Source organism: Acidovorax sp. 210-6 (assembly GCF_010020825.1).
Lineage (GTDB): Bacteria > Pseudomonadota > Gammaproteobacteria > Burkholderiales > Burkholderiaceae_C > Simplicispira > Simplicispira sedimenti.
In genome coordinates this window covers 2,742,118-2,761,961 of the sequence record NZ_JAACJE010000001.1, presented here as the reverse complement: position 1 = coordinate 2,761,961, position 19,844 = coordinate 2,742,118, and the positions used below count along the sequence as shown (strand labels likewise).

Genomic DNA, 19,844 nt, shown 5'->3' with positions numbered 1-19,844 from the left:
CACAGCGCGCATGCCACGCTATCGCTACCGCGCCATCAACGAGGGCGGCGAAATCGTCAAGGGCGAAATCACCGCCCTGCACGAGGCCGACCTGCAGGCGCAGCTGCGCGCCTCGGGCCTGTCGCTGATCCGCTTTTCCACGGTGCGCCGCCGTGCGTTGCGCCTGGCCAGCCTGCCCACGCGCGAACTCATCAACCTGCTGTTCCACATGCAGATGCTGTTGCGCGCAGGCGTGCCGCTGATTGGTGCCCTGCAGGACCTGCGCGACGGCGCCGACAGCCTGGAGCTGCGCCAGGTGGCTGCCAGCCTGATGGACCGCATCCAGAACGGCAGCACCCTGGCCGACGCCATGGCCCAGGACCCAGGCATCTTCACCGACGTGATGGTGCACCTGGTGCGCTCGGGCGAAATCACCGGCCAGCTGGCCGAGGTGCTGGGCGAACTGGTGCGCTCGCTCAAGTGGCAGGCCGAGCTGGCCGCGCAGACCAAGAAGCTGCTCATGTACCCGGCGTTCGTCACCGTCACCATCTCGGGTGTGGTGGTGTTCCTGATGGTGTACCTGGTGCCCCAGCTCGTGAGCTTCATCCGCAACATGGGGCAGGAGATACCGCTGCAGACGCGATTGCTGATCTGGCTGTCCGAGGCCTTTGTGGGCTACTGGTGGCTCATCCTGCCCACGCCAGTGGCGCTGGTGGTGGGCGTGGCGCTGGCGGCGCGGGCCAACGAGCAACTGCGCTTCAAGCTGCACCAGGCGGTGCTGGCCATTCCGGCGGTGGGGCCGGTGATCAAGAAAATCATCCTGGCGCGGCTGATGGACAGCTTTGCGCTCATGTACCGCACCGGCATCCCGGTGATCGAGGCGCTGGGCTACTGCGAAAAGATCACCAGCAACCTGCCCGTGCAGCGCGCCCTGGCGCGTGCGCGCGAGCGCATTGCCAACGGCACCTCCATCAGTGATGCCTTTGCCATGGAGAACCTCTTTCCCTCGCTCGTGGTGCGCATGCTGCGCGTGGGCGAAGCCACGGGCGCGCTGGATGAAGCGCTGGCCAACGTGAGCTACTTCTTCACGCGCGATATCGACGAATCCATCGGCCGCGTGCAGGCGCTCATCGAGCCGGTGCTCACCGTGGTGCTGGGCTTGATCCTGGGCTGGATCATGCTGGCCGTGCTGGGCCCCATTTACGACACCATTTCCAAGATCCGGGCATGACGCTGCGCTCTTCTTCTCGCACCCACTTGCTGCTGGTCAACCCGGCGCAGGCGCAGTGGCTCGATGCCCAGGGCCAGGCCCTGCCTGAGCCACCCAGCGCAGCCGTCGGGGTGCGCGTGGTGGCCGACCTGGTCGAAGAAACCCATGTGCGCATCGAGGTGCCGGGCCTCCTGGGCGGCGACCGGCAGAGCTTCATCCAGGTGCAGTACCAGACCCTGCTGCCCGATGTGCCGCTGCACGCAAGCTGGGAGCCCGCTTCGGCCCAGCCGCTGCTGCCCAAGCCCTTTGGGCTGCATGCGGTGGGGGTGTCGTCCCCGATGCTGATGGGGCAACTCGATGCGCTGGTGCAGGCGCGCCACCCGATCGAGGGTGTCTGGACGCTGAGCTACCTCATGGCCCACTGGGCCGCGCTCCAGGCCCATCTGCCGCGCCAGGGCTGGCTGTTGCTGTGCCTGTGCCTGCCCTATGGCATGCGCATGGTGCTGCTGCAGGACCGTGTGCCCGTGTTCTCGCGCCTGCTGCTGGAAACCGAGCCGGATCTGCAGGCGCGCGAGGTGGCGCTCACGCTCAAATACCTGGCCGACAACCGCATCATTGAGCGCGACACCAGGCCGCAGGTCTTGTCCATGGACCCGGCACCCGATCTGCGTGCGAGCCTGCAGAACCAGGGGTTGCCGCTGCTGCCTGCCGTGGCACCGCGCAAGGCTGCCAGCATGCTGGCCGAGGTGCTGGCGCTGGCGGGCCAGCGAGCGCCGGGTCAACTGGCGGCAGCCGACCTGCGCCGACACCACCTGGCCCAGCGTGCGCGCCAGGGGCTCAGGGTGGCCACGGTGGTCGTGCTGCTGACTGGGCTGGCCGCTTTGGCGCTGCAGGGCCAGGCTTTGCTCGGGGGCGCAGAACAAAGCCGTGCCCGTGTGCAGCAGGCCACCAACATGGAGGCCCAGGCCCAGGCCATCCGTGAAGACCTGGCCCGGCGCCAGATCAACGTACCGCTGCTGCGCTTGGCCCTGGAGGTACAGCGCCAGGAACTGGACCAGGGCCTGGACCCCGCGCAGCCGCTGTGGATGCTGGGGCAGATGCTGCAGGCCCACCCCCAGGCCCAGCTGGTGCGCACCGAACAAGCCCTGCGCGCCCAGGCCTGCCCCGGTGCTCAGCCAGCGGGCGCCGAGGCCACGCCCGTGGCACAGGCCAACGCGGCCCTGCAGGCGGAATGGCAGTTCGAGATCCGCCCCGACGCTGGCCTGCTGCCGCGCCAGCGCCAGGCGCTGCTGGAGGCGCTGGGCCAGTCGGTGGGCGCCTGGCCGCAGTGGCAGGTGAAGATCGACCCGGTGCGCCTGGAAAGCGCCACTGCATTGGCCGGAGGCCAGAACAACACTGCAGATGTTGCCGCTAATACCTGGCGCTGGTGCCTGGGCTTGCGCACTGCCGATGCCGCTGCCGTGGGAGAGCCTTCATGAAGCGACTCTGGCCTGTGGTCTTTCCGCTGGTACGGCCCGCCGTTTTGACCTTGGCGGGTGTCTTGGCGGCTGTTCTGGTGGCGGTGCTGGCCCTGTGGGGCGTGCGCCATTTCCTCTTTCCCGGCTGGCAACAGGCGCAGGCCACGCAACAGGCTGCGCAAGGCCAGCTTGAGGAAGCCCGCGCCGAGCAGGCTGACGTGCAAAACCACTTGCGCCAGTACCAGCAGATGGTGGCTGCCGGGTTGGTGGGTGGCGAACCGCGCGCCGTGTGGGTGGAGGACCTGCTGCGCATCCTCCAGCAACAGGATTTGCAGGGCCAGGCCAGCTTCACCCTGGCCGCACCCGAAGCGGTGGAACTGCCCCAGGCCGAAGCCGCCCAGGCGCGCGTGCAGCGCCATGTGCTGGAACTGCAGTTTGCACGGGTGCACGAAATCGAGGTGCTGCGTGTGCTGGAGCAACTGCGATCGCGCCATTCCCTTGTCTCGCGTGTGGCAGGTTGCGTGTTCGAGCAACCCACGCCCGAGGGCCTTTCGGCGCGCTGCCGTGTCAACTTTCTGCACATTGACCCGCTTTCTGGTGCCGACCAGAATGCCCCGAAGTAGGCCACCCTGAGGTACGCCGCCATGCCATCCCCTGCTCCAGCGCCCCATCGCCTTGCCGCCCTGCTGGCAGCATGGGGCTGCCTGCTGGCGGGCCCGGCGAGCGCCGCCAGTGCAGTGCCGCAGCCCAGCGACCCCGAAGCAGCCAGCCTCTGGCCGCGCGTGTTCTACACCCCGCAGCAGCGCGCCAGCATTGAGGCTGCGCGCAAAGCGCCACCGGGCGGCATGGATCAGACAACACCCCCCACCGCGTCGGCACCGCAGGCACCGCCCCCGGTATTTCAATTGGACGGCCTGGCCCTGGGCCGCAAGAACGCCACCGCCTGGATCAACGGCCAGATGCTGCAGCACGGCGAACCCTTTGCGGGCCGCACCGTGCACATCGGTGATGGCGAAGTGCGCCTGCGCCTGAGCGGCGAGAGCGACATCGTGCTGCGCCCTGGGCAGCAGGTCAGCGACACCGGCGCCGTTCTGAACGACGTGGTGGCGCCAGGGTCATTGCATAAGAAATAGGGCTCTGACGCCCTATATACAAGCGCAAGCAGCTATAAAAATGATAGCAACCAATTTCTTTGCACCCTTTGTGTTGGCCCGGGCCGGTGCCAGAGCACGCGGCTTCTCGCTGGTGGAAATGGCGCTGGTGCTGCTCATCGTGGGTCTGCTGGCCGCCGTCTTTCTGCCGGCCACCAACACCTTTTTGGAAAACAACCGCCGCAAGGAAACCCGCGCCAAGCTGGAGGCGCTGGAGCAGGCAATGGTGCGGTTTGTGGTGGTGAACCGGCGGCTACCCTGTCCGGCGGATGGCGCGCAAGGAACCGGCAATCTGACCTCGGGAGTGGAGCAGCGCAATAACGCGGTACCACCTGCCACCTGTACGTCCATGACAAGTGGGGTGGTTCCTTGGCGCAGTTTGGGTTTGTCCGCAGATGCTGCGACCGATGCCTGGGGGGGGCTTATCACCTATCGTGTTTGGGCGCGTACAAATGTAGGTGCGGGAAGTGGAATCAATACGTCTTTGGCGATGGATGGGGGGATGGATTTCAGCGAATGCGATCCTGCGAAGCCGACGCCACCTTCGCCTGCAGAATATCGCTGCACAGGAGCCAATGCCCAGCCATTGGGCGCGCTATTGGCTGATGGTGGAATGCAAGCGCGTGGATTTCGGGTTTGCAGAGACGCATGCCCTGCCACCACAACACCTAATCCTCCGGGGACTTTTGAGGTTGCACGGCGGATTGACGGCAATGGTGCAGCCTATTTTCTTATCAGCCACGGCGCCAACAGGGTAGGGGCGTACAACACCGATGGCACGCTGCTGACAATAGCCAGCGGCCCTGGGCCAGGTGCACGTGAGAACATCAACCAAAACGGCCAAGTGCTGAGGGCAGCAGATTTGAACAGCACTTTTTATATCGATGCTGACTATGATGAGAACCCGTTGCCAACGGTAGGTGGACCCTATTTTGACGACATTGTTGTACGGCCTACCGTTATTTCGGTAGCCATAGCTGCGGGCTTGGGGCCCCGTAAGACACCCTGATGCAATGTATGACCTCCCGAGCCATGCAAGCATCCCCACCCCTACCCCCACTCTGCACATTGCCCTGTCGGCCCAGCCAGCAGGGAGGCATTGCGCTTGCGATGATTGTGACGCTCCTGGTGGTGGCGGCAACCACGCTGGCCATTCGCATGGCGCAACAGGTGGAGGATCGCAGAGAACGGGTCACGCAGACACAGGCTCGCATGGAGCGCATTCGTGCCGCGTTGCATGCCTTTGTGGCCACCCAGGGGCGCTTGCCATGCCCGGCTGCCGGGGCTTTGGATGCTGGGCTGGCGGTACCGCCCACGGCTGTGGATCTTTGTACCAACCGCGATGGAACGGTACCCTGGGTGAGTCTGGGGTTGCGTGCTGACGATGCCCTGGACGCCTGGGGAAGAAAAATCTCTTACCGTGTGTACGACGGCCCCACGGGCATGACCCGGGACAGAGGGGCCGACATGACCGACTGCGATACGGTGGAAAGTTCACCGCAGTCTCCGCCAGTACCAAACCGTGAATGCACAGCAGCCCATGATGTGCTGCCCGGGCCTGGCCCGGGCACCTATCTTGATCCTGATTTTCGTCCGGGTCTTGGCGTGCGTGTGGGTGGCGTCAACCAGACGCAGATGGCATGGGTGTTGATCAGCCATGGCTCCAGCGGCCAGGGTGCGTGGCTTCCAGGCGGTGGGCGTGTTCCGGTTCCTGCCAGTGCGGATGAACTTGTCAATGCGCAGGCACCGGCCGTTCCTCCGGCACCTGTGCCGCCCTTTGTCCAGCGCGATGAGAATGTCGTGGATCTCGACTCGGCGAGCGCGCCAGCGCATTTTGACGACTTGCTGTTGTTCGAGACCATTTCCCAGCTTATCCACGCGGCAGGCAGGGAGGCAAGGGACTGGCCGGAGACAGTGCCGCCGCCACCGCCACCGCCACCGCCACCGCCACCGCCACCGCCGCCTGTAACCGGCGATATGATCAAAAAGCTGCTGGAAGATCCAAATGCTATCGATACCAAAGGCAACGGCTCGGGCCTGACGTTCATTGATCTTTCGACAACAGATTTGGGCACGGTGCGTATCAGCTCAACGGGGGGAGAGATCAGCACCGATGGTCCTTACCAAGCCCTTGGCGTGTGCAGTTCGGGGTGTGGAGCGGGTAACAGCAGCAACCGGGCGCTGGATTCATCGGAATCCCTGAGCTTCCGTTTGGGTTTAAGCAAGACAGCGCAGAGCTTTGCCTTGGGCCTTCTGGGCATATCCAATACCACGGTGGCTGTCTCCATCACCTTCAAGAAAAATGGGGTCACGCTTGGCAACCTGATGCAGTCGGTGGCTGTCACCACCTCGATGCCTGCTTCTCCGCAGCTGACAAACCTCGCGCTGACTCCGCCTGGGACACAGTTTGACGAGGTGGTGGTGCAGCCTGTGGGTTCCTCACGCTTCTTTGTGGCAAACGTGTTTTTCTGCCAGGCGGCCACCTGCCCATCCCCGTAACGGGTGATAGCCATTGAACGCCCATGCCCCAGGGTTTTGAAGATTCCGCCTACACCCGCGCCAGCCTGCACCGGGCCTTGCGCACGCGCAAGCAGCGCCGCCGCTGGCAGCAGGTGGCGGGCATCCTGCTGCTGTTGGCGGGCTATGCCTGTCTAGCGGTATCCGCCGATACCGCCAGCGAATGGCTGTTGCTGCGCGTGGTCGGTGGCTTTGTGCTGTTGTTCGTGGGCTTCACGGTGGCCATTGGTCCTACCGTGGCAGCGTTTTTAGGGGACCATGACTGAGCCGCAGGCTTCCCCCGCACTGCCGCCCGCGCAGGTGCCGGGCCGCTGTCCGGTGCTCTGGGTCGAGGACGATCCGGTGCTCTCGGATTGGGTAGCGCAGTCCTTGCAGGACGAGGGCTGGCCGGTGCTGGTGGCGCATGATCGCAGCCAGGCGCTCCAGTTGTTGGAGCACGAGGTGCCTAAGGGCCAGGCCTGCGTGGCTTTGCTGGACATGGGCTTGCCGCCACTTCCCAGCCGTCCGGACGAAGGCCTGTTGCTGCTGTCGCAACTGGTGGCGCGGTGGCCGGTGCTGCATGCCATCGTGCTCACCGGCCAGCATGAAAAGACCGTGGGCCAGCAGGCGGTACACGCGGGTGCCTTCGACTTTCTGACCAAGCCCGTGACGGCGGCGGTGTTGCGCCAGGCGCTGGAGCGTGCGGCATGGTTCTCCCTGCGCCAGCAGGAGTTGTGGGCCCAGGGGCGGCTGCACCTCTCGGTGTCTGCCCAGTTGTCCGAAGGGGTGCGCGAAGCCAGCGACCAGGTGGCCGAGCAGCTCATACGCCATGTGTTGGGCAGCAACGGCTTCAACGTGGCTGCCGCCGCCCGCGCCTTGGGGTTGGAGCGGGAGCAGCTTTACTACCACATGAAGAAATTCGGTATTCAGCGCCAGGCATCACCAGACACCGATCCGGGAAGCAACGCATGAACTCGCTGCCCTGGATGCTGGTGACCCTGGGGTTGGTACTGCTGCTGGCGGCCTGGGCGGTGTGGCACCGCGGGCAGCGCATGCGCCGCTGCCTGGCCGAGCTGCTGGCCCTGCCCGCCGACATGCACCCGCTGCGCTGGCCCGAGCGTGCCTGGCCCATTCTGGAGCGCTCGGGCATTGCGGGCATCGCCTGGGAGGGGCTGTGGTTTGGCGACGCGGTGCGCGGCCAATGGGGGCAGCCTTTGGCCGCGCACTGGCCGCGCCAGACGCTCAGCGCCGGGCCGGACTGCCAGATCGAACTGCGCTGGGCCGATGTGGCCCGCACCGACGAAGCGCGGGTGCTGGCGCTGGCCGTGCTGGACGTGTTTGCGCAAACCTGGCTCTCGCGCATGCGCGAGCGCACCCAGGCGGTGGCCGTGGCGCTGGCGCAGCGCGCGCAGGTGCAGTTGTATTGGCAGCACGACATGCGCAACCTCGCTCAATGGGTGGGCCTGCTGGCCGAGGAGTTTGGTGCCGCCACGCCTGAGCAGCTCCCGCGTTTGGCGCAGCGCCTGCAGCGCCAGGCGCCCCTGCTGCAGGCGCGTGCCCACAAGCTGCTGGCTGCGACCGAGGCACCAACGCAGGTTCCCGCCGAGGACGAACCGCCCGTCCAGGCCCTGGACTTGCTGCACAACGCTGCGGAACTGGCGGGCCTGGCCATCGCCATCGACATGGGCCCAGACGAGGGCAGTGGGCTGCCGCCACTGGTGCTGGAGTCTGCCCAGGCCCTGGCCCTGGAGCGTGCGCTGGACAATATCTTTTCCAATCTTGCACGCGACAGTGGTGCGCGTCTTGGGGGTGTACCGCTGCGTTGCGAATGCACGGTGTACGAGGGCGCGCTGCAAGCGCGCCTGCACACACCGCGCCTGGCCACACCGTGGCCACGCAGAGCGTTCGAGCCGCTCAAGTCACCCACGGGCTCGGGCATGGGGCTGTACCAGGCGCGGCGCTCGCTGCGCGACGCGGGGGGCGACCTGCAGGCCAGCGAGGAAGCTCAGGGCGTGGTGTTTGTGTTGCGTGTTCCGCTGGCCTCGTCGGAGTGCGCTGTCGCCCAAGCGTCAAGAAATTTGACTGTTGCGGACCCCCATGCCTCTGCACAATAAGTTACAAGGGTGGCCATTGGGGTTGCCTGCCGTTTGTTCTACAGGAGATTCATCGATGCAATCACTTCCCATGCGCCGCGCGGGTCGTCAGGCCCAGTCTGGCTTCACGCTGGTGGAAATCGCCATTGTTCTGGTCATCATCGGCCTGCTGTTGGGCGGTGTGCTCAAAGGTCAGGAACTGATCGAGAACGGGCGCGTGAAGAACGCGGCCAGCGACATGAATGGCATTGTGGCGGCGTACAACAGCTATCTGGATCGCTACCGCAAGGTGGCCGGTGATGATGGTCCGGTGGCCAACTTGACGGCGCGTGGGACTGCTTGGGCAGGGATGGCAGCGGGCAACAACAATGGCATTCTCGATGTCAACGCAGGCCAAACGTTCACGGGTGGTGGCGAGGGCGCCACGTTCTTCCGGCATCTGCGGGCCTCGGGTTTTATCACTGGCAATCCCGCTGATGTGGGTGTGAACGCTCTTCCCGTGAATGCCTGGGGAGGCCGTGTGGGTGTGACGGCAACCACTTTGGTGCAAGGGCGTGCCGCTGCCCGTCAGTTGGTGTGCATGGGCAATGTGCCGGGCAAAGCCGCAGCGGCTCTGGATGTGCAATTGGATGATGGTCGGCCCAACAATGGCTCTTTCCGCGCAACCCAGGGGGCGAACAACGTGGTTCCTGGCGGCGCTGCAGCGGCCTACAGCGAAGACCAGACCTATACCGTCTGCCGCGACATCAATTGACGACCCTGCAGCGCCTTGGGGCGTTGCGGTGTGACATAAAAAAAACCGCCCGGCATAGCCGGGCGGTTTTTTTGTTCAGGAACCTTGCCAAATTACTTCAGCTTGGCTTCCTTGTATTCCACGTGCTTGCGCGCCTTGGGGTCGAACTTCATGATCGACATCTTGTCGGGCATGGTCTTCTTGTTCTTGGTGGTGGTGTAGAAGTGACCGGTGTCGGCCGTGGACACCAGCTTGATCTTGTCGCGTCCGCCTTTGCTTGCCATGGTGCTTCTCCTTAAGCCTGGCCACGTGCACGCAGGTCTGCGAGCACGGAGTCGATGCCGTTCTTGTCGATCAGGCGCAGGGCAGCGCTGGAAACGCGCAGGCGCACCCAACGGTTTTCGCTCTCGACCCAGAAACGACGGTATTGCAGGTTCGGCAGGAACCGGCGCTTGGTTTTGTTGTTGGCGTGGGAAACATTGTTCCCGACCATGGGCTTCTTGCCCGTGACGTCACATACGCGTGCCATTGTGGACACTCCGATACATAAACGGCTGTTACTGGCGACAGGCCCCTTGTGGTGCCTGTCTCGCTTCAGCCTCACCTCGCCATGAAAAGGGTGGCGGTATCCCAATCTGCCGCAGCTCTCACGAGCCATGGATGCAGCAAAGCCAGCCATTGTAGCGCATTTGCATCACTCATGGCCAGCCCCTTGCGGTGACTGGTGGGCGGGCAGGTGGGTCAGCCCTGCTGTTCCAGGAAGCGCTGCGCGTCGAGTGCGGCCATGCAACCCGTACCGGCGCTGGTGATGGCCTGGCGGTACACGTGGTCCTGCACGTCGCCAGCGGCGAAGATGCCGGGCACCGAGGTCTGCGTGGCGAACCCCTTGAGGCCGCCCTGGGTGACGATGTAGCCGTTCTCCAGCTCCAGGTGGCCCTGGAAGATCTCGGTGTTGGGCGCGTGGCCGATGGCGATGAAGCAGCCTTGCAGCGCAATGTCCTCGGTGGCGCCGTTCTGCGTGTGCTTGATGCGGATGCCAGTCACGCCGGTCTGGTCGCCCAGCACTTCGTCCAGGGTGTAGAAGGTCTTGAGCACGATCTTGCCAGCGGCCACCTTTTCCATCAGATGGTCCACCAGGATGGGTTCGGCCTTGAACTTGTCGCGCCGGTGCACCAGCGTGACCTTGCTGGCGATGTTGGAGAGGTACAGCGCCTCCTCCACGGCGGTGTTGCCGCCGCCGATCACGCAGACTTCCTGGTCGCGGTAAAAGAAACCGTCGCAGGTGGCGCAGGCCGACACGCCCTTGCCCATGAAGGCTTCTTCCGAGGGCAGGCCCAGGTATTTGGCCGAGGCGCCCGTGGCGATGATGAGCGAGTCACAGGTATAGACGCCGCTGTCGCCCGTGAGCGTGAACGGACGCTGGCTGAAATCGACCTTGTTGATGTGGTCGAAGACGATCTGTGTCTTGAAGCGCTCGGCGTGCTGCAGGAAGCGCTCCATCAGCGCCGGGCCCTGCACGCCGTGCACGTCGGCGGGCCAGTTGTCCACCTCGGTGGTGGTGGTGAGCTGTCCGCCCTGCGCCATGCCGGTGATGAGCACGGGGTTCAGGTTGGCGCGCGCGGCGTAAATGGCGGCGGTGTAACCGGCGGGGCCGGAGCCGAGAATCAGGACTTTGGCGTGCAAGGCGTTGGACATGGTAAAAGCTCGGGTTGGTGCGTTCGTGGCGCGCAAGTGCGGGGCCACAACAAGAAGGTCAAGGGCATAAGTATCAACCAAGTGCGGACTCCTGCCCTCTGCCCCGCTGCCTGTCACGTTCATTGACGAAAACAATCAGTGGCTGCCATGAGCGGCCCCACGATCTGAGGAGATGCTGCAATGGCAATGTTGACCAACCTGGATCTGATGCGCAGGGTGCCCTTGTTTGCCCGGCTGACGGTGGCGCAGGCCGAGGCCCTGAGCTCAGCGGTGGTCAAGCGCCGCTACAAGCGTGGCGAGGTGCTGGTGGCGCAGGGCCAGAAGTCTGATGCCCTGTTTCTGCTGCTGACCGGGCGCGCCCGCGTCATGGCGTCCGACAGCCGGGGGCGCGAGGTGATTCTGGCCACCTTGGGGCAGGGCGACTATCTGGGGGAAATGAGCCTGATCGACAACGAGCCCCATTCGGCCACCGTGCGCGCCGAGGTGCAGACCGACGTGCTGGTGCTGGGGCGCGCGGAGTTCACCCGTTGCCTGCTGGAGAACGCGTCCATGGGCGTGGTGCTGATGCGCGGCCTGGTCAAGCGCCTGCGCCAGGCCGATCGCAAGATCGAGTCGCTGGCGCTGCTGGATGTGTACGGTCGCGTAGCCCATGCGCTCATTGAGCAGGCACATACCAATGCCCAAGGCCAGCAAATCATTGAAAACAAGATTTCCCGCCAGGACCTGGCCAAAACCATTGGCGCCTCGCGCGAAATGGTCAGCCGCGTCATGAAAGACCTGGAAAACCGTGGTTTCATCGAAACCCTGCCCACTGGCGCCACGCTGTTGTGCACGCCCTTGCAAACCTTGGGTTGAAGCGGCACCGGCAGCGGTTTTGAGGCCCTGGTGCATGCGGTAAGCTTGCGCCCGCACGCCTATGACCTATTCGCTCAATACCCTGAACGCGTCTTCCTCTGACAAGTCTCCCCCCCGCACCGTGCCCCGCCTGGGGCAGGAGGCGGGTCTGGCGCTGGGCCTGCTGGCGCTGGTGCTGTGGCTGCTGGCCTTGCTGAGCTATTCGCCGCAGGATGCGGCCTGGTCCACCTCCGGGGTGGGCGCCGGGGCAGTGCACAACTGGGCGGGGCGGTTGGGCGCCTGGCTGGCCGATGGCAGCTACTTTGCGCTGGGTTTCTCTGTGTGGTGGGGTGTGGTGGCGGCCGTGTATGCCTGGCTGGCAGCCCTGGCGCGCTGGATGCGCGCGGGCGAGGCGCCGCGCAGCCCGGCCCCAGAGCGTCCCGCCTGGTGGGGGCGCATGCTTTTCTGGGGTGGGCTGCTGCTGCTGCTGTGCGCCAGCACGGCGCTGGAGTGGTCGCGCCTGTACCGTTTTGAGTCGGCACTTCCGGGCCATGCCGGGGGGCTATTGGGATACTGGTTGGGGCCCGTCTCCATGCAGTGGCTGGGCTTTACCGGTTCGGGGCTGGTGGGCATTGCGCTGGTGGTGGTTGCGGTGGCGCTGGTGTTTGGCTTCTCGTGGGGGCATTTGGCCGAGGCGCTCGGTGCGCGCATCGAGGCCTTGGTGCAGTCCGGTCGCGCACGGCGCGAGCTGGCGCGTGATGTGGCCGAGGGCAAGCGCGCTGCGCGCGAGCGCGAGGAAGTGGTGTTTGAGGAGCGCCAGGAGATCGAGGTGCAGCACCCGCAGCCGGTGCAGATCATCGAGCCGGTGTTGGTCGAGGTGCCCCAGAGCACCCGTGTGGCCAAGGAACGCCAGAAACCCCTGTTCTCCGAAATGCCCGACAGCCGCCTGCCGCAGGTGGACCTGCTCGACGGCGCCGCGCAGCACAAGGAGGTGGTTTCTGCTGAAACCCTGGGCATGACCAGCCGCCTCATCGAGAAAAAGCTCAAGGACTTTGGCGTGGACGTGACCGTGGTGGCCGCCATGCCCGGCCCGGTGATCACGCGCTACGAGATCGAGCCTGCCACGGGCGTCAAGGGCTCGCAGGTGGTGAACCTGGCCAAGGACCTGGCGCGCAGTTTGAGCCTGGTGTCCATCCGCGTGGTCGAGACGATTCCGGGCAAGACCACCATGGCGCTGGAGCTGCCCAATGCCAAGCGCCAGACCATCAAGCTCAGCGAAATCCTGGGCTCGCAGGTGTACAACGAGGCCAAGAGCCTGCTGACCATGGGCCTGGGCAAGGACATCGTCGGCAACCCCGTGGTGGCCGACCTCGCCAAGATGCCGCACGTGCTGGTGGCCGGTACCACGGGCTCGGGCAAGTCGGTCGGTATCAACGCCATGATCCTGTCGCTGCTCTACAAGGCCGAGGCCAAGGATGTGCGCCTGCTGATGATCGACCCCAAGATGCTGGAAATGTCGGTCTATGAAGGCATTCCGCACCTGCTCGCGCCCGTGGTCACCGACATGAAGCAGGCCGCGCACGGCCTGAACTGGTGCGTGGGCGAGATGGAGCGCCGCTACAAGCTCATGAGCAAGCTGGGCGTGCGCAACCTGGCGGGCTACAACACCAAGATCGACGAGGCCGCGGCGCGCGAGGAATCCATCCCCAACCCCTTCAGCCTCACGCCCGAGCAGCCCGAGCCGTTGCAGCGCCTGCCGCACATCGTGGTCGTCATCGACGAGCTGGCCGACCTGATGATGGTGGTCGGCAAGAAGATCGAAGAGCTGATTGCCCGCCTGGCCCAGAAGGCGCGCGCGGCGGGAATCCACCTCATCCTGGCCACGCAGCGCCCCAGCGTGGACGTGATTACCGGCCTCATCAAGGCCAACATCCCTACGCGCATTGCGTTCTCGGTAGGCTCCAAGATCGACAGCCGCACCATCCTCGACCAGATGGGTGCCGAGGCGCTGCTGGGCATGGGCGACATGCTCTACATGGCCAGCGGCACCGGTCTGCCGATCCGGGTGCACGGCGCCTTCGTGAGCGACGATGAAGTGCACCGCGTGGTGCACTACCTCAAGGAACAGGGCGAGCCCGACTACATCGAAGGCGTGCTCGAAGGCGGAACCATCGACGGCGAGGGTGATCTGTCCCTGGACGGTGGGGGCGAGAACGGCGAGAAAGACCCCATGTACGACCAGGCCGTGGAGGTGGTGCTCAAGGACCGCAAGGCCAGCATCTCCTACGTACAGCGCAAGCTGCGCATTGGCTACAACCGCTCGGCCCGGCTGCTGGAAGACATGGAAAAAGCAGGCCTGGTCAGCGCCCTCACCGCCAGCGGCCAGCGCGAAGTGCTCGTTCCCGCTCGCAACGAGTAGCCCACACCCCCGGAGCCCGGATGAAACGTATTTTTGCTACTGTTTTGATAGCTGCTTGCGCTCAATGGGCGAGCGCTGATGGCCTGAAAGACCTTGAAAACTTCATGAAGGCCACGCAATCGGCGCGGGCCGATTTCACGCAGGTGGTCACCACGCCGCCCAAGGACGGGCAGGCGGCGCGCCAGAAGACGTCCAGCGGCAGCTTCGAATTCCAGCGCCCGGGCCGTTTCCGCTTTGTGTACCAGAAGCCGTTCGAGCAAACCATCGTCGCCGACGGCCAGACGCTCTGGTTCTACGACGTGGACCTGAACCAGGTCACCCAGCGCCCTCAGGCCCAGGCCCTGGGCAGCACGCCCGCGGCGCTGCTGGCCTCGGCGCCCGACCTGCAGGCGCTGCGCGCGGACTTCACGCTCGAATCCGCGCCCGCTCAGGATGGTTTGGAGTGGGTGCAGGCCGTTCCCAAGGCCAAGGAAGGGCAATTGCAGAACGTGCGTGTGGGTTTTCGTGATGGGCAGTTGGCGGTGCTGGAAATCCTTGACAGCTTTGGCCAGCGCTCCACCCTTCGTTTTGCCAAGCTGCAGGCCAACCCGCAGCTGCCGGCGGCCACCTTCCAGTTCAAGCCCCCGGCAGGGGCAGACGTGCTCAAACAATAGGCAGAACTCAAGCCAGCGCCAGCAGCCCTAGTCCGATGGCCGCTGGCACCGCCTGGATGAACAGGATCTTGCGGCTGGCTGTGGCCGCACCGTACAGGCCTGCTGCCAATACGCAGAGCAAGAAGAACACCTTCACCGACTGGCCTGCATCGCCCAGCCACAGGCCCCAGAACAGGCCTGCCGCCAGGAAGCCGTTGTACAGCCCCTGGTTGGCGGCCAGCGTCTTGGTGGCCGTGGCCATTTCCTGCGTCATGCCAAAGGCGCGCCGTCCTGCGGGCTTGTCCCAGAGGAACATCTCCAGCACCAGGATGTAAACGTGGAGCAGCCCGATCAGGGCGATGACGGCGTTGGCGGCAAGGGACATGGCGAAATTCCAGCATTCCATCGATCAAGAGGGCGTAGAGCATAGCCGTGTACGCCCAATCTTGCTGGCGCTACAACAAGGGCGCTCAGCCCAATGCGCGCGCGACGCGGGAGCGCAGCTCGGGCAACAGCTCCGAGTCAAACCACGGGTTGTGGTGTAGCCAGCCGTTGTTGCGCGGGCTGGGGTGTGGCAGCACCAGCAGGGTGGGGCCGTGGTCGCGCCACCGGCGCACGGCATCGGTGAGCGGGCCACGGTGCTGCGGCAGATGCCAGGCCAGCGCATGCTGGCCCAGCACCAGCGTTAGGCGCAGGTGTGGCAAATGGTCCAGCAGGGGCTGGCGCCAGGCCGGGGCGCATTCGGGTCGCGGCGGCAGGTCGCCCGAGCGGCCCGTGCCGGGGTAGCAAAAGCCCATGGGCAGGATGGCCACCTGGCGCGGGTCGTAGAAGGTGTCGCGTCCGATGCCCAGCCAGGCGCGCAGGCGCTCGCCGCTGGCATCGTCGAACGGAATGCCCGAGGCATGCACCTTGCGGCCCGGCGCCTGGCCGGCGATCAGGATGCGCGCCTCGGCATGGGCCTGCAGTACCGGGCGCGGGCCGTGGGGCAGGTGCGCGGCGCACAGCTGGCAGGCGCGCACGCGGGTGAGCAGGGTGCCGAGCGGCTCGCCCGGCATCACGGTGTGATCTGGGCACCGGCCTCGGCCAGCAGTTCGCGCAGCACCGAGCGGTGGCAGTGCGACTCGTCCTCGCAGTAGCAGCCGACGGAGAAGTTTGCGTCCTGCGACATGCGGGCCAGCAGCGCCAGGGTGTGGCGGTTCTCGGGCGTGGCCATCTCGGCGCGGTACTTGCGCACGAAGGCGGTCCATTCCTGGGGCGTGGCGGCGGCCTGGGCCTGTTTCACGGTCTCGGGGCTGGGCGCGAGGTTGGGGAACCAGACGTCGTACCAGTCCTGCGCCGCGAACTGCTCTTTGGGCACGCCGCGCGGCGGGCGGCGTACGGTGCCGATACGGGTGCCTTCGTCGAGGGCGCGTGGGCTGCCGAGTTGAACGATGCGGATTGCCATGGGGAGAACCTCCGTGGCGAGCATTCTGAGCCATGGCAGACCCGGTCGGCTGGCATTTGCCCGCTACCATCGTGGTTACCGTGAAACCGTCCGTTGCCCCCCACCAGCCCCTGGCCGAGCGCCTGCGCCCGCGCCGGCTTTCCGAAGTCATCGGCCAGCAGCATGTGCTGGGGCCGGGCATGCCGTTGCGCCTGGCGTTCGAGTCGGGCCGGCCGCACAGCTGCATCCTGTGGGGCCCGCCGGGCGTGGGCAAGACCACCATCGCGCGCCTCATGGCCGATGCGTTCGACGCGCAGTTCATCAGCATCAGCGCGGTGCTCGGCGGCGTGAAGGACATCCGCGACGCCGTGCAGCAGGCCGAAAACGCGCGCGACGGCCTGATGCAGCAGCGCACCCTCGTCTTCGTCGATGAGGTGCACCGTTTCAACAAGAGCCAGCAGGACGCCTTCCTGCCGCATGTCGAAAGCGGCCTGTTCACCTTCATCGGCGCGACCACCGAGAACCCCTCGTTCGAGGTCAACTCGGCCCTGCTGTCACGCGCGGCGGTGTATGTGCTGCAGCCCTTGTCGGCTGATGATTTGAAGCAAATTGTGGCTCTGGCCCAAGCTAGCCAAGCGCTGCGTGCTATCGAAAGTGAAGCGATTGAGCGCCTTGTGGCCTACGCCGATGGCGATGCGCGGCGTCTGCTCAACACTCTGGAGACGCTGGAGATGGCGGCGGCGCAGGAGCAGCTGGTGGAGATCACCGATGCCTGGGTGCTCAAGGTGCTGGGCGAGCGCATGCGCCGCTACGACAAGGGTGGCGAGCAGTTCTACGACACCATCAGCGCGTTGCACAAGTCGGTGCGCGGCTCCGACCCCGACGCCGCGCTGTACTGGCTGGTGCGCATGCTTGACGGTGGCGCCGACCCGCGCTACATGGCGCGCCGCCTGGTGCGCATGGCGAGCGAGGACATCGGCCTGGCCGACCCGCGCGCGCTGCGCCTGGCGCTGGACGCCGCCGAGGTGTACGAGCGCCTGGGCAGCCCCGAGGGCGAGCTGGCGCTGGCCGAATGCGTGGTCTATCTGGCCGTGGCGCCCAAGTCCAACGCCGTTTACAAGGCCTACAACGCGGCCCGCGCCTTCGTGAAGCAGGACGGCACGCGCCCCGTGCCCATGCACCTGCGCAACGCGCCCACCCAGCTCATGAAGCAGCTGGACTACGGCAAGGGCTACCGCTACGCGCACGACGAGGAAGGCGGCTTTGCCGCTGGCGAAACCTACCTGCCCGAGGGGATGGCTGCGCCTGGGTTCTATCAGCCGGTGCAGCGCGGACTGGAGATCCGCATTGCAGACAAGCTCGAAGAGTTGCGTCAGCGAAATGCCCAAGCGGCCGTTGACGTCACGCATTTGCCCAAGAATGAGACGGGCGTGAAATAAGGTCGCAGCCTGAAAACGGCGTTATATCGCGATTTCTTATGCAGACAGAAGCTGACTGATACGGCGTCAACCCAAGGGAAAACCCCTCCGGGAGGGGGGAGGGCCGCTCTGATGCAAGTCGCTACAATCGCGTCCACCAAACCCGCATGGCTGAATCTCCGGCGGGTTTTTTGCTAGATGGCAGGCGGGCCCAAAAGGCTGTACCAATCCTGGTGCCACCAATCCGGGATCCCGTCACAAACGAAGGACTTCTGTTATGGAAATTTTGCTGCAGCAGATCATCAACGGTCTGGTTCTCGGCAGCATGTACGCCTTGATAGCCTTGGGCTACACCATGGTGTACGGCATCATTCAACTGATCAACTTCGCCCACGGCGAGGTGCTCATGATCGGTGCACTGACCAGCTGGAGCTGCATCGGCCTGATGCAAGGGGCCATGCCCGGAGCGCCTGGCTGGGTCATCCTGCTCTTGGCCACGCTCATCGCGTGTGTGGTGGCAGCAACCCTGAACTTCACGATCGAGAAGGTCGCCTACAAGCCCTTGCGCAGCAGTCCGCGCCTGGCTCCCCTGATCACGGCCATCGGCATGTCCATCCTGCTGCAGACGCTGGCCATGATCATCTGGAAGCCCAACTACAAACCTTATCCCACGCTGCTGTCCTCGACCCCGTTCGAGATCGGCGGCGCTTACATCACGCCCACCCAGGTGCTGATCCTGGGCGTGACGGCGGTGGCCCTGGCCTCGCTGATGTATTTGGTCAATCACACCAACCTGGGCCGCGCCATGCGCGCCACGGCAGAAAACCCCCGTGTGGCGGCGCTCATGGGCGTCAAGCCCGACATGGTGATCTCGGCCACCTTCATCATTGGTGCCGTTCTGGCCGCCATCGCCGGCATCATGTATGCGTCCAACTACGGTACGGCGCAGCACACCATGGGCTTCCTGCCAGGCCTGAAGGCCTTCACGGCAGCCGTGTTCGGTGGTATCGGCAACCTCGCCGGTGCCGTGGTCGGCGGCATCCTTCTGGGCCTGATCGAAGCCATCGGCTCGGGCTACATCGGCACCCTGACGGGCGGCCTGCTGGGCAGCCACTACACCGACATCTTCGCGTTCATCGTGCTCATCATCATCCTGACGCTGCGCCCCTCGGGCCTGCTGGGTGAGCGTGTGGCGGATCGCGCCTGAGGAGCACCACACCATGAAGAACACCAAAGTCAACTGGATCCTGGGTGGCATTGCACTGCTGGTGCTGCCGCTCCTCCTGCAATCCTTCGGCAACGCCTGGGTGCGCATCGCCGACATCGCACTGCTGTATGTGCTGCTGGCCCTGGGCCTGAACATCGTGGTGGGCTACGCCGGCCTGCTGGACCTGGGCTATGTGGCGTTCTACGCCGTGGGCGCCTACCTGTTTGGCCTGATGGCTTCGCCCCACCTGGCGGACAATTTCGCCGCGTTTGCGGCCATGTTCCCCAACGGGCTGCACACCTCGCTGTGGCTGGTGATACCGGCGGCAGCGGTGTTAGCGGCGTTCTTTGGGGCCTTGCTGGGGGCGCCCACGCTCAAGCTGCGTGGTGACTACCTGGCCATCGTGACGCTGGGCTTCGGCGAGATCATCCGCATCTTCCTGAACAACCTGGACCACCCTGTGAACCTGACCAACGGCCCCAAGGGCATTGGCCAGATCGACTCGGTGCAGATCTTCGGCCTGGACCTGGGCAAGCGCCTGGAGCTGTTCGGGTTCGACATCAACTCCGTCACGCTGTATTACTACCTGTTCCTGGCGCTGGTGCTGATCTCCATCGTGATCTGCTACCGCCTGCAGGATTCGCGCATCGGCCGCGCCTGGATGGCCATCCGTGAAGACGAAATCGCCGCCAAGGCCATGGGTATCAACACCCGCAACATGAAGCTGCTGGCCTTTGCCATGGGCGCTTCGTTCGGTGGTGTGTCGGGTGCCATGTTCGGGGCCTTTCAGGGCTTCGTCTCGCCCGAATCCTTCAGTCTGATGGAATCGGTGATGATCGTCGCCATGGTGGTGCTGGGCGGTATCGGCCACCTGCCGGGCGTGATCCTGGGGGCCGTGCTGCTGTCGGCCCTGCCCGAAGTGCTGCGTTACGTGGCTGGTCCGCTGCAGGCCATGACCGATGGCCGCCTGGACGCCGCCATCCTGCGCCAGCTCCTCATCGCGCTGGCCATGATCATCGTGATGCTGCTGCGTCCGCGTGGCCTGTGGCCCGCACCCGAGCACGGCAAGAGCCTGACGCAGAAGACCTGAACCCAGC

22 protein-coding genes are annotated in these 19,844 nt (G+C 65.2%); 16 read left to right on the top strand and 6 right to left on the bottom strand.

All coding sequences use genetic code 11. The features are described 5' to 3' along the window. Positions 1-10: 10 nt before the first annotated feature. From GWK50_RS12820 to GWK50_RS12775, 10 genes are all read left to right on the top strand, one after another. Entirely contained in the window at positions 11-1,210 is a 1,200-nt protein-coding gene (locus tag GWK50_RS12820; protein WP_162016873.1) for a type II secretion system F family protein, read from the top strand. After that, positions 1,207-2,667: a hypothetical protein gene (locus GWK50_RS12815; protein ID WP_162016872.1), complete on the top strand. Its 1,461-nt coding sequence runs from the start codon at positions 1,207-1,209 to the stop codon at positions 2,665-2,667. Before GWK50_RS12820 ends, GWK50_RS12815 begins: the two co-directional genes overlap by 4 nt. Next, positions 2,664-3,269 (top strand): hypothetical protein, encoded by a 606-nt coding sequence (locus tag GWK50_RS12810; RefSeq protein WP_162016871.1) that lies wholly within the window; start codon positions 2,664-2,666, stop codon positions 3,267-3,269. The genes GWK50_RS12815 and GWK50_RS12810 overlap by 4 nt, the downstream gene beginning before the upstream one ends. Positions 3,270-3,290: 21 nt before the next feature. Next, on the top strand, positions 3,291-3,779 hold the full coding sequence (locus GWK50_RS12805) for a hypothetical protein (protein ID WP_162016870.1): 489 nt from the start codon (positions 3,291-3,293) through the stop codon (positions 3,777-3,779). Between the two features lie 40 nt (positions 3,780-3,819). Further along, positions 3,820-4,806, top strand: coding sequence for a prepilin-type N-terminal cleavage/methylation domain-containing protein (locus tag GWK50_RS12800; RefSeq protein ID WP_162016869.1), 987 nt, complete (start codon positions 3,820-3,822; stop codon positions 4,804-4,806). A gap of 101 nt (positions 4,807-4,907) precedes the next feature. Further along, the gene (locus tag GWK50_RS12795) at positions 4,908-6,296 is read left to right on the top strand and encodes a hypothetical protein (RefSeq protein ID WP_162016868.1); all 1,389 of its coding nucleotides are present in this window, start codon (positions 4,908-4,910) and stop codon (positions 6,294-6,296) included. A gap of 23 nt (positions 6,297-6,319) precedes the next feature. Beyond that, positions 6,320-6,580, top strand: a complete 261-nt coding sequence (locus GWK50_RS12790; RefSeq protein ID WP_162016867.1) for a hypothetical protein — start codon at positions 6,320-6,322, stop codon at positions 6,578-6,580. Continuing rightward, positions 6,573-7,265 (top strand): response regulator, encoded by a 693-nt coding sequence (locus tag GWK50_RS12785; protein WP_162016866.1) that lies wholly within the window; start codon positions 6,573-6,575, stop codon positions 7,263-7,265. The genes GWK50_RS12790 and GWK50_RS12785 overlap by 8 nt, the downstream gene beginning before the upstream one ends. Further along, entirely contained in the window at positions 7,262-8,407 is a 1,146-nt protein-coding gene (locus tag GWK50_RS12780; RefSeq protein ID WP_162016865.1) for a HAMP domain-containing histidine kinase, read from the top strand. The genes GWK50_RS12785 and GWK50_RS12780 overlap by 4 nt, the downstream gene beginning before the upstream one ends. Next, positions 8,391-9,140 carry a prepilin-type N-terminal cleavage/methylation domain-containing protein gene (locus GWK50_RS12775; RefSeq protein WP_242455371.1) on the top strand — a complete coding sequence of 250 codons (750 nt, stop codon included), beginning with the start codon at positions 8,391-8,393 and terminating at the stop codon, positions 9,138-9,140. The genes GWK50_RS12780 and GWK50_RS12775 overlap by 17 nt, the downstream gene beginning before the upstream one ends. A gap of 92 nt (positions 9,141-9,232) precedes the next feature. Here GWK50_RS12775 and rpmG read toward each other — a convergent pair whose 3' ends face one another. From rpmG to trxB, 3 genes are all read right to left on the bottom strand, one after another. Continuing rightward, the gene (gene rpmG / locus GWK50_RS12770) at positions 9,233-9,403 is read right to left on the bottom strand and encodes a 50S ribosomal protein L33 (RefSeq protein WP_162016864.1); all 171 of its coding nucleotides are present in this window, start codon (positions 9,401-9,403) and stop codon (positions 9,233-9,235) included. 11 nt (positions 9,404-9,414) lie between these two features. Then, positions 9,415-9,648: a 50S ribosomal protein L28 gene (gene rpmB, locus GWK50_RS12765; RefSeq protein WP_005797187.1), complete on the bottom strand. Its 234-nt coding sequence runs from the start codon at positions 9,646-9,648 to the stop codon at positions 9,415-9,417. 212 nt (positions 9,649-9,860) lie between these two features. Next, positions 9,861-10,814 carry a thioredoxin-disulfide reductase gene (gene trxB / locus GWK50_RS12760; protein WP_162016863.1) on the bottom strand — a complete coding sequence of 318 codons (954 nt, stop codon included), beginning with the start codon at positions 10,812-10,814 and terminating at the stop codon, positions 9,861-9,863. 180 nt (positions 10,815-10,994) lie between these two features. Here trxB and GWK50_RS12755 point away from each other — a divergent pair, with 180 nt between their 5' ends. The 3 genes from GWK50_RS12755 to lolA all read left to right on the top strand — a co-directional run bounded on the left by GWK50_RS12755 (position 10,995) and on the right by lolA (position 14,720). Then, positions 10,995-11,669, top strand: a complete 675-nt coding sequence (locus GWK50_RS12755; RefSeq protein ID WP_162016862.1) for a Crp/Fnr family transcriptional regulator — start codon at positions 10,995-10,997, stop codon at positions 11,667-11,669. Positions 11,670-11,730: 61 nt separating this feature from the next. Beyond that, positions 11,731-14,067, top strand: a complete 2,337-nt coding sequence (locus GWK50_RS20045; RefSeq protein ID WP_162016861.1) for a DNA translocase FtsK — start codon at positions 11,731-11,733, stop codon at positions 14,065-14,067. A gap of 20 nt (positions 14,068-14,087) precedes the next feature. Continuing rightward, complete coding sequence (gene lolA / locus GWK50_RS12745) at positions 14,088-14,720, top strand: outer membrane lipoprotein chaperone LolA (protein WP_162016860.1); 633 nt, start codon at positions 14,088-14,090, stop codon at positions 14,718-14,720. Positions 14,721-14,727: 7 nt separating this feature from the next. Here lolA and GWK50_RS12740 read toward each other — a convergent pair whose 3' ends face one another. From GWK50_RS12740 to GWK50_RS12730, 3 genes are all read right to left on the bottom strand, one after another. Then, on the bottom strand, positions 14,728-15,084 hold the full coding sequence (locus tag GWK50_RS12740; RefSeq protein WP_162016859.1) for a DUF1304 domain-containing protein: 357 nt from the start codon (positions 15,082-15,084) through the stop codon (positions 14,728-14,730). An 85-nt stretch (positions 15,085-15,169) separates the two neighbouring features. Then, on the bottom strand, positions 15,170-15,754 hold the full coding sequence (locus tag GWK50_RS12735) for a uracil-DNA glycosylase family protein (protein ID WP_162018114.1): 585 nt from the start codon (positions 15,752-15,754) through the stop codon (positions 15,170-15,172). Beyond that, positions 15,754-16,143, bottom strand: a complete 390-nt coding sequence (locus GWK50_RS12730; protein WP_162016858.1) for a DUF488 family protein — start codon at positions 16,141-16,143, stop codon at positions 15,754-15,756. The genes GWK50_RS12735 and GWK50_RS12730 overlap by 1 nt, the downstream gene beginning before the upstream one ends. A 32-nt stretch (positions 16,144-16,175) precedes the next feature. Here GWK50_RS12730 and GWK50_RS12725 point away from each other — a divergent pair, with 32 nt between their 5' ends. The 3 genes from GWK50_RS12725 to GWK50_RS12715 all read left to right on the top strand — a co-directional run bounded on the left by GWK50_RS12725 (position 16,176) and on the right by GWK50_RS12715 (position 19,837). After that, entirely contained in the window at positions 16,176-17,561 is a 1,386-nt protein-coding gene (locus GWK50_RS12725; RefSeq protein WP_242455370.1) for a replication-associated recombination protein A, read from the top strand. A 256-nt stretch (positions 17,562-17,817) separates the two neighbouring features. Next, positions 17,818-18,747 carry a branched-chain amino acid ABC transporter permease gene (locus GWK50_RS12720; protein ID WP_162016857.1) on the top strand — a complete coding sequence of 310 codons (930 nt, stop codon included), beginning with the start codon at positions 17,818-17,820 and terminating at the stop codon, positions 18,745-18,747. 13 nt (positions 18,748-18,760) lie between these two features. After that, the gene (locus GWK50_RS12715) at positions 18,761-19,837 is read left to right on the top strand and encodes an ABC transporter ATP-binding protein (protein ID WP_162016856.1); all 1,077 of its coding nucleotides are present in this window, start codon (positions 18,761-18,763) and stop codon (positions 19,835-19,837) included. Positions 19,838-19,844 lie beyond the last annotated feature (7 nt).

Excerpts from the sequence above, each read along its gene's own strand:
- GWK50_RS12820 (WP_162016873.1), top strand. The coding sequence starts at position 11 with ATGCCACGCTATCGCTACCGCGCCATCAACGAGGGCGGCGAAATCGTC.
- GWK50_RS12815 (WP_162016872.1), top strand. The coding sequence starts at position 1,207 with ATGACGCTGCGCTCTTCTTCTCGCACCCACTTGCTGCTGGTCAACCCG.
- GWK50_RS12810 (WP_162016871.1), top strand. The coding sequence starts at position 2,664 with ATGAAGCGACTCTGGCCTGTGGTCTTTCCGCTGGTACGGCCCGCCGTT.
- GWK50_RS12805 (WP_162016870.1), top strand. The coding sequence starts at position 3,291 with ATGCCATCCCCTGCTCCAGCGCCCCATCGCCTTGCCGCCCTGCTGGCA.
- GWK50_RS12800 (WP_162016869.1), top strand. The coding sequence starts at position 3,820 with ATGATAGCAACCAATTTCTTTGCACCCTTTGTGTTGGCCCGGGCCGGT.
- GWK50_RS12795 (WP_162016868.1), top strand. The coding sequence starts at position 4,908 with ATGATTGTGACGCTCCTGGTGGTGGCGGCAACCACGCTGGCCATTCGC.
- GWK50_RS12790 (WP_162016867.1), top strand. The coding sequence starts at position 6,320 with ATGCCCCAGGGTTTTGAAGATTCCGCCTACACCCGCGCCAGCCTGCAC.
- GWK50_RS12785 (WP_162016866.1), top strand. The coding sequence starts at position 6,573 with ATGACTGAGCCGCAGGCTTCCCCCGCACTGCCGCCCGCGCAGGTGCCG.
- GWK50_RS12780 (WP_162016865.1), top strand. The coding sequence starts at position 7,262 with ATGAACTCGCTGCCCTGGATGCTGGTGACCCTGGGGTTGGTACTGCTG.
- GWK50_RS12775 (WP_242455371.1), top strand. The coding sequence starts at position 8,391 with ATGCCTCTGCACAATAAGTTACAAGGGTGGCCATTGGGGTTGCCTGCC.
- rpmG (WP_162016864.1), bottom strand. The coding sequence starts at position 9,403 with ATGGCAAGCAAAGGCGGACGCGACAAGATCAAGCTGGTGTCCACGGCC.
- rpmB (WP_005797187.1), bottom strand. The coding sequence starts at position 9,648 with ATGGCACGCGTATGTGACGTCACGGGCAAGAAGCCCATGGTCGGGAAC.
- trxB (WP_162016863.1), bottom strand. The coding sequence starts at position 10,814 with ATGTCCAACGCCTTGCACGCCAAAGTCCTGATTCTCGGCTCCGGCCCC.
- GWK50_RS12755 (WP_162016862.1), top strand. The coding sequence starts at position 10,995 with ATGGCAATGTTGACCAACCTGGATCTGATGCGCAGGGTGCCCTTGTTT.
- GWK50_RS20045 (WP_162016861.1), top strand. The coding sequence starts at position 11,731 with ATGACCTATTCGCTCAATACCCTGAACGCGTCTTCCTCTGACAAGTCT.
- lolA (WP_162016860.1), top strand. The coding sequence starts at position 14,088 with ATGAAACGTATTTTTGCTACTGTTTTGATAGCTGCTTGCGCTCAATGG.
- GWK50_RS12740 (WP_162016859.1), bottom strand. The coding sequence starts at position 15,084 with ATGTCCCTTGCCGCCAACGCCGTCATCGCCCTGATCGGGCTGCTCCAC.
- GWK50_RS12735 (WP_162018114.1), bottom strand. The coding sequence starts at position 15,754 with ATGCCGGGCGAGCCGCTCGGCACCCTGCTCACCCGCGTGCGCGCCTGC.
- GWK50_RS12730 (WP_162016858.1), bottom strand. The coding sequence starts at position 16,143 with ATGGCAATCCGCATCGTTCAACTCGGCAGCCCACGCGCCCTCGACGAA.
- GWK50_RS12725 (WP_242455370.1), top strand. The coding sequence starts at position 16,176 with ATGGCAGACCCGGTCGGCTGGCATTTGCCCGCTACCATCGTGGTTACC.
- GWK50_RS12720 (WP_162016857.1), top strand. The coding sequence starts at position 17,818 with ATGGAAATTTTGCTGCAGCAGATCATCAACGGTCTGGTTCTCGGCAGC.
- GWK50_RS12715 (WP_162016856.1), top strand. The coding sequence starts at position 18,761 with ATGAAGAACACCAAAGTCAACTGGATCCTGGGTGGCATTGCACTGCTG.